Below are 7,916 nucleotides of genomic sequence, written 5' to 3' on the forward strand. Positions count from 1 at the left end.
CGCTTTTGTTTTGTGCTATAGTCAAGTAAATTGAATCGTTTAAAGAGGAATGCTTGTATGAGAAGAGAAGAAGTTTTACGAAATCACTGGTATTTTAGCCAGGAGGTGGGGAAAGAAGAGGCCTTGGCACTGGATTTTCAGAGGAAAAATTGGCAGGCGATTCAAGTACCACATGACTGGAGTATTTACAATGATTTTGACCATTATTCGCCAGCGCAGAATGAGGGTGGCCAGCTAAATGGGGGTCAGGCATGGTACCGGACGCAGTTTTACTTGGAGGAAGATGCTAGCCTTGTTTCGGTGCGTTTGCTCTTTGATGGAGTTTACATGAATGCCCAAGTCTATATCAACGGGCAAGTGCTGGGCTATTATCCCAATGGCTATACACCTTTTTCTTATGACATCACGCCTTATCTAAGAAACGATGGGACTGCCAACCAGCTTGCGGTTTTTGTGGAAAATCAGCAACCTAGCAGTCGTTGGTATTCGGGTAGTGGTATCTACCGAGAAGTAAAATTGTTGATTACAGATGCAGTTCATCTGGATTTGTATGGGATTACGATAGCAAGTCCTAAGCTAAAGGAGCAAAGGCAATCTTGGGTGGAAACCCAGCTTGAAAGCAAGGTTTCAAATGCTGGGCCTCAGTTTGTGTCAGTATATTTGGAACAGAGTATTTGGTATGATGGACAGCAACTGTCAGACTGGCAGGCGACAGACTCTGTAGTGATTGAGTCTGGGGACAAATATTCTTTCCAACAAGCCATATCAATTTTCCAACCTTTGCTTTGGGATATTGACCATCCTCATCTCTATCAGTTGAAGACTCGCCTTTATAAAAATGGCATTTTGGTTGATGAAGAAGAGGAGAGCTTTGGTTACCGCTATATAGATTGGCAAGCGGATAAGGGCTTCTTTCTAAATGGTCGCTGGTTGAAGATTCATGGAGTTTGTCTGCACCATGACTATGGATCTCTGGGAGCTGTGGAAAACAGGTCAGCTGCCGAGAGACGATTGCGCCAGATGAAGGAAATGGGCGTCAATGCGATTCGAATCACCCATAATCCAGCTAGTAGTATCTTGCTAGATGTGGCTGCTAAAATGGGGCTACTTATTCAAGAAGAAGCATTTGATACCTGGTATGGAGGCAAGAAAGAATATGACTATGGTCGCTTTTTTGAGGAAGAAGCGACTCATCCAGAAGCGAAAGCAGGCGATTTCTGGTCAGATTACGACTTGCGCACTATGATTGAGCGTGGCAAGAACAATCCAGCGATTTTTATGTGGTCCTTGGGAAATGAAGTCAGCGAAGCAAATGGCGATGCCCATTCATTGAAAACTATTAAACGCTTGCTAGAAAGGGTCAAGGAGGTTGATGATAGCCGTTTTGTAACCATGGGAATGGACCAGTTCCGATTTGGCGATGGTTCTGGAGGTCATGAAAAGATTGCTGATTTGCTGGATGTGGTAGGCTTGAATTACTCGGAAGACAATATTGATGGGATTCGCAAAAGACATCCCAAGTGGCGACTTTACGGATCTGAAACCTCATCGGCTACAAGGACGCGTGACAGCTATTTTCGCCCAGGTAAGGAATGGGTTGGGGATAATCGTCGCGTGCGGAATTTTGAACAGTCAGACTATGGCAATGATCGAGTCCCTTGGGGGAAGACAGCGACGGCTTCTTGGATAGAAGATAGAAATCGGCTAGACTACGCAGGTCAGTTTATCTGGACAGGAGTGGATTATATAGGTGAGCCGACTCCTTGGCACAATCAAAATGACACGCCTGTCAAGAGTTCCTATTTTGGGATTGTGGACACAGCAGGGATTCCTAAAAATGACTATTATCTCTACCAAAGTCAGTGGTTGGACGTAAATCAGCATCCCATGGTTCATATCTTACCTCACTGGAATTGGGAAATCCACAAGAGTTATCAACAAGTTGTGGATAAGTATGGGGGTATCCCTGTTAGAGTGTATTCAAATGCCCGTTATGTAGAGCTATTTCTTAATGGAAAATCCCAAGGCAGAAAGACTTTTCAGGAAAAATGGACTTCAGATGGCAGAAAATACCAAGAGGGAGCAAGTTCTGACCAGCTCTATCTCGAATGGCGTTTGCCTTATCAACTGGGAGAATTGCGTGCTGTGGCCTATGACCGTCAAGGTCAGCTTGTGGCAGAAGATAGGGTGGTGACTGCAGGTAAGCCAACCAAAATCGGGTTACATGCCGAGAAATCACAACTGGAGCCAGATGGGCAAGACCTCCTCTATCTCTATTTTGATGTATTGGACAAGGATGGAAATTGGGTGCCGACTGCTTCCAATCAACTTCATTTTGAAATTGAAGGCCCTGCTCGCATTGTAGGTGTGGATAATGGTAGGCAGGCCAGTCGTGAACGTTACAAGGCTCAGAAAAATGGTCGGTTTAAGAGGAAAGCCTTTCATGGCAGGGGTGTTGTTTTAGTTCAGAGCTTGGAGCAGGTGGGTCTAGTGAGAGTAAAGGCTAGTGCCAGAGGACTAGAGACAGCAAGTTTTGATCTCTTAGTGGGAGAGGCTTTTGATTGCCAGCCAGTGAAAAACCAGCGCTTATTTGAGATTCGAGTGGACAAGCAGGCAGGATTACAAGAAGGGGATTCCTCAGCTATTGGACTTTATCCACAAACTGTGGATAACCCTGTGAACAAGGTGGGGAATAGTGAAGTGATTTGGGAGACGAGTGGCAGTGCCCACGCCATTATCAAGCAGGGAGTGCTTCATTGCTTGTCTGCAGGGGACTTGGCTATTCGCGCCTTTTATCAAGGGAAGGCCTATCAAACTCATTTGCAGGTGGCAGAACATACCTCACTAGGGCAAGCAGTTTCTGTACGACCACTTCGCTTGTATACAAATAAGGGAACTTATCCACAGCTTCCATCTTCAGTTTTGGTGGACTATGAGTTTGGCGGTGCAAAACGAGTAAAGGTTGTTTGGGAGGCAATCTCGGAAAAAGATCTGGAAAACTTTCATGAATTTACGGTATCTGGTCATCTTGAGGGGCTGGATATAAAGGCTTCTGCTCAGATTTGTGTCCAAGGGATCTGTGCTATTGAGCCTGAAAGGGTCTGGACGCTTGTCAAGGAAGCTCCACACTTACCAGACCGGGTCAAGCTAGTCTTATCAGATGGCAGACGAGATACGGCCAAGGTTACTTGGGATGAACTCAAGCCTCAAATCTATGCTCAGGTAGGAGAATGTGTACTCACAGGACAAGTAGCGGGCTGTGAGTTGCCAGCAACAGTCACTATTCATGTGACAGATGCCAGTGTAGATGGAGAAGTTATTTCCAATCAGTGGACAGGATCTAACCTGCCTCTGGTCTTTGCTTCCCACTCAGAGCCAAATCACCCAGCCTCTTACCTCAATGACAAGGTCATTGCTCGGAAAAAATCGACAGCCAATACTTGGATTGCCAAGTCAGAGCAAGCCAGCGTGGGCATTCTTTTTGGAGACGCAGGCATTTTAAAACCGCGATTTGTGGATAACCTGACCTTGTATTATGTTGAAAATCAAGAATATGTGGCCGTTGAGCCGACCTTTATCGATTATTATGTAGGGAATGAGCCTAGCTTGCCTCGGACTCCAAATCATTTGGATAAGGATTCACTGCTCAAGCAAGAGGAGAATTGGCAACCTGTATCAGGCATCCGAAAAGTGTCAAGCGACAAGGATGAAGAGCTTCGTTTTGAATTTGATAAGGTGGAAACTTACGCCCTTCGTCTTCGATTTGAAGGTTTGACCAGTCCCCTAGCGCTAACAGAATTGCAAGTACATGCCAAAAAAGTAAAGAAAAGTGTAGATAGGAAGTAGTATGGTAAGAGAAATAAAACCGCATGGGCCCTTGCCTAGTCAAGCCCAGCTAGCTTATTTAGAGGATGAACTAGCAGCCTTTATCCATTTTGGCCCAAATACCTTTTATGATCAGGAATGGGGGACAGGTCAGGAGGATCCTGAACGCTTTAACCCGACACAGTTAGATGCGCGTGAGTGGGTTCGAGTGCTCAAGGAAACGGGCTTTAAGAAGTTGATTTTGGTGGTCAAGCACCACGATGGCTTTGTCCTCTATCCGACAGCTCACACAGATTATTCGATCAAGGCCAGTCCTTGGAGGAATGGAGAGGGGGACTTGCTCCTTGAAGTATCCCAAGCTGCCACAGAGTTTGATATGGATATGGGGGTCTACCTATCGCCGTGGGACGCCCAAAGCCCCCTCTATCATGTGGACCGAGAAGCGGACTATAATGCCTATTATCTGGCTCAGCTGAAGGAGATTTTATCAAATCCTGCTTATGGTAATGCAGGAAAATTTGCTGAGGTCTGGATGGATGGTGCCAGAGGAGAGGGCGCTCAAAAGGTCAATTATGAATTTGAAAAATGGTTTGAAACCATTCGTGAACTGCAGGGAGATTGCTTAATTTTTTCAACAGAAGGCACTAGTATCCGCTGGATTGGCAATGAACGAGGGTATGCAGGTGATCCACTGTGGCAAAAGGTGAATCCTGACAAACTAGGAACAGAAGCAGAGCTGGATTATCTTCAGCATGGAGATTCTTCAGGCACTATTTTTTCAATCGGTGAGGCAGATGTTTCCATCCGGCCGGGGTGGTTTTACCATGAAGAGCAGGATCCTAAGTCACTTGAGGAGTTGATCGAAATCTACTTTCACTCGGTGGGTCGGGGAACTCCACTCTTGCTTAATATTCCGCCGAATAAAGATGGGCTCTTTGATGCAAAGGATATTGAACGCCTCTATGAATTTGCGGCCTATCGCAATGAGCTCTATAAAGAAGATTTGGCTCTGGGAGCTGAGGTATCTGGTCCTGCTCTTTCCGCAGACTTTGCTTGTCGCCATTTGACAGACGGCCTTGAAACTAGCTCTTGGGCAAGCGCTGCAGACTTGCCCATCCAGCTAGAACTAGACTTAGGGGCGCCTAAAACTTTCGATGTGCTTGAGTTAAGAGAAGATTTGAAGCTGGGGCAACGAATCGCTGCTTTTCATGTGCAAGTAGAGGTGGATGGTGTCTGGCAAGAATTTGGCATGGGCTTTACCGTTGGTCATAAGCGTCTCTTGCGAGGTCCGCTAGTAGAGGCACAGAAGGTGCGCGTGATAATTACCGAGGCACAATCTATGCCTGTATTGACCAAGATTTCCCTCTATAAAACTCCTGGATTATCAAAAAAAGAAGTTGTTCAGGGGCTAGCATTTGCAGAAAAAAGTCTAGCTGTAGCAAAGGGAGAGACTCTTCATTTTAGGATTGAACGTAGCGAAAGTAATACTCCTTTAGAGGCTAAGATTTCGATTCAACCGGGGACAGGTGTCCATGGTGTCGCCTATCAGGACGAGATTCAGACCCTTCAATTCCAAACAGGGGAAAGCAAAAAAGATTTGTGCCTACCAACCCTGTATTTTGCTGCTGATAAGACCTTGGATTTCTATCTGAATCTGACTGTTGATGGACAGTTGGTTGATCAAGCTCATATTTTAGTTGAAACGAGATAAAATATCTTTACAATTCATTTCTTTTCCGAATAAATAGATAGAACCATCGAATCTAGCAAAATTAGATTTAAAAATATGGTATAATAGAAGGAGGAAATAGATGACTTTAAGACATCCGGGCATCAGCCCAACCAATGACTTGGTTGCTAAGAAAATCTTTAGCAACCCAGAAATCACTTGTCAATTTATTCGCGATATGTTGGATTTACCAGCAAAAAATGTGACCATTTTGGAGGGAAGCAACATTCACGTCTTGCCTTCCCTGCCTTATTCAGCGCAGGATTTCTACACCAGTATAGATGTTTTAGCTGAACTAGATAATGGCACTCAAGTTATCATCGAAATACAAGTACATCATCAGAATTTTTTCATCAATCGCCTGTGGGCTTACCTATGCAGTCAGGTCAATCAAAACCTAGAAAAAATTCGCCAGCGTGAAGGTGACACCCACCAGAGTTATAAACATATTGCACCAGTATATGCTATTGCTATCGTGGATAGTAATTATTTCTCAGATGACCTGGCTTTTCACAGTTTTAGTATGCGAGAGGACACGACAGGTGAGGTTTTAACCATCACTAATAACGGTCAAGAAAACCATCTGGTCAAGATGGCATTCTTGGAATTAAAAAAATATAGAGAAACCAGCAAAGACAAGATTCGCAAGCCGTGGTTGGAGTTTTTCGGGAATAAGCCCTTTACCCAGCAACCTGAGCGAGCCATCAGCCAAGCAGATCAACTGCTGGACTACAAAAGCTGGTCCGAGGAGGACAGGAGAATGTTTAGTGAACAACGCAGGCGTGAAGAACAAGCATTATTGGCTCATGACTATGCCTTGGAACAAGCTGAAGAAAAAGGCTTAGAACGTGGGAAAATATCTACCTTTCTTGATTTAGTACATCAACATGTTTTAACTTCCGAATTTGCGAGTGAGCAATTAGGTATGTCAGTTGCTGAGTTTGAGTCACTATTGAAAGACCGTAATAAATAAGACCTAAAAATATAGAGAAACCAGCAAAGACGAGGTTTGTAAACCATGGTTGGAGTTTTTTGGTAATAAGCCCTTTACTCAGGAACCCGAGCGAGCCATCAGCCAGGCAGACCAACTGCTGGACTACAAGAGCTGGTCCGAGGAGGATAGGAAGATGTTTAGTCAACTACGTATGCGCGAAGAACAAGCCTTGTTAGCGCAGGACTATGCCTTAGAAACAGCTAGGGCGGAAGGTGGTTTTGTTATGTTAGCAAATCTAGTTCGTCAAGGTCTTCTGACTTCGGAGGTTGCGAGTCAGCAACTGGGTATGTCAGTAGCAGAGTTTGAAGCGCTATTGAAGAACCATCATAAATAAGACCTAAAAAATACAGAGAAACCAGCAAGGATAGCATTCGCAAGCCATGGTTGGAGTTTTTCGGTAATAAACCCTTTACTCAGGAACCCGAGCGAGCCATCAGCCAAGCAGACCAACTGCTAGACTATAAAAGCTGGTCCGAGGAGGACAGGAAAATGTTTAGTCAACTACGTATGCGCGAAGAACAAGCCTTGTTAGCACACGACTATGCCTTGGAACAAGCTGAAGAAAGAGGATTGGAGCGTGGGAAAGTTGAAGGAAGAGTCTTTGCTTTCCTAGATATGGTTCGTCAAGGTCTTCTGACTTCGGAGGTTGCGAGTCAGCAACTGGGTATGTCAGTCGCGGAGTTTGAAGCGTTGCTGAAAGACCGTAATAAATAAGACCTAAAAATACAGAGAAACCAGCAAAGATGAGGTTCGCAAGCCGTGGTTAGAGTTTTTCGGCAACAAGCCCTTTACCCAACAACCTGAGCGAGCTATCAGCCAAGCAGACCAACTGCTAGACTACAAGAGCTGGTCCGAGGAGGACAGGAAAATGTTTAGTCAACTACGTATGCGTGAAGAACAAGCCTTGTTAGCACAGGACTATGCCTTGGAACAAGCGGAGGAGCGTGGTCGAGCTGAAGGTGGTTTCGCGATGTTAGCAAATCTAGTTCGTCAAGGTCTTCTGACACCTGAGATTGCCAGTCAGCAATTAGGCATGACTGTCGCTGAGTTTGAGGCATTGCTGTAAATAGGAACAGATGACATGTTGCCAGAATGAGGTAGCATGTTTTATTTTAGCTTTAGTTGTTAGTTGCAACAGGCAGACCAGCCAGAGAATGCTAACACTTTTAGGTCGTAATTAGGATGTGGAAGTCAGTCATATTTCTACGGTGAGGCGACTCTGGCGTGTTTAGCCTTTGAATTTTAAGAGAATAGTGCATATGAGAGATAGGGTCTGGTTCTGTTGGGCTCTGCTAGAAAGCTATTAGAGAATCTGGGCATTTAACTGATAGGTTCTCTTTTTTGGAAGAAAAAAAGCTAAAAACCTAA

The 7,916-nt window shown here is 44.9% G+C and carries 3 protein-coding genes and 3 pseudogenes; all 6 read left to right on the plus strand.

Annotation, left to right across the window (positions count from 1 at the left end; translation table 11 throughout):
- Positions 1 to 57: 57 nt before the first annotated feature.
- Positions 58 to 3,846, plus strand: a complete 3,789-nt coding sequence (locus DSY56_RS07275) for a sugar-binding domain-containing protein (RefSeq protein WP_112444736.1) — start codon at positions 58 to 60, stop codon at positions 3,844 to 3,846.
- Position 3,847: 1 nt separating this feature from the next.
- Positions 3,848 to 5,536 carry an alpha-L-fucosidase gene (locus tag DSY56_RS07280; protein ID WP_112444738.1) on the plus strand — a complete coding sequence of 563 codons (1,689 nt, stop codon included), beginning with the start codon at positions 3,848 to 3,850 and terminating at the stop codon, positions 5,534 to 5,536.
- Positions 5,537 to 5,636: 100 nt separating this feature from the next.
- A complete protein-coding gene (locus tag DSY56_RS07285) occupies positions 5,637 to 6,527 on the plus strand; it encodes an Rpn family recombination-promoting nuclease/putative transposase (protein ID WP_112444740.1) in 891 nt (296 codons plus the stop codon).
- A gap of 7 nt (positions 6,528 to 6,534) precedes the next feature.
- Positions 6,535 to 6,882 (plus strand): annotated as a pseudogene (locus tag DSY56_RS07290) (hypothetical protein); the annotation flags it as partial.
- Positions 6,883 to 6,887: 5 nt separating this feature from the next.
- Positions 6,888 to 7,262 (plus strand): annotated as a pseudogene (locus DSY56_RS07295) (hypothetical protein); the annotation flags it as partial.
- A 7-nt stretch (positions 7,263 to 7,269) separates the two neighbouring features.
- Positions 7,270 to 7,614, plus strand: a pseudogene (locus DSY56_RS12385) (hypothetical protein); the annotation flags it as partial.
- Positions 7,615 to 7,916 lie beyond the last annotated feature (302 nt).

It is taken from the genome of Streptococcus sp. 596553, assembly GCF_900411395.1.
Lineage (GTDB): Bacteria > Bacillota > Bacilli > Lactobacillales > Streptococcaceae > Streptococcus > Streptococcus mitis_BA.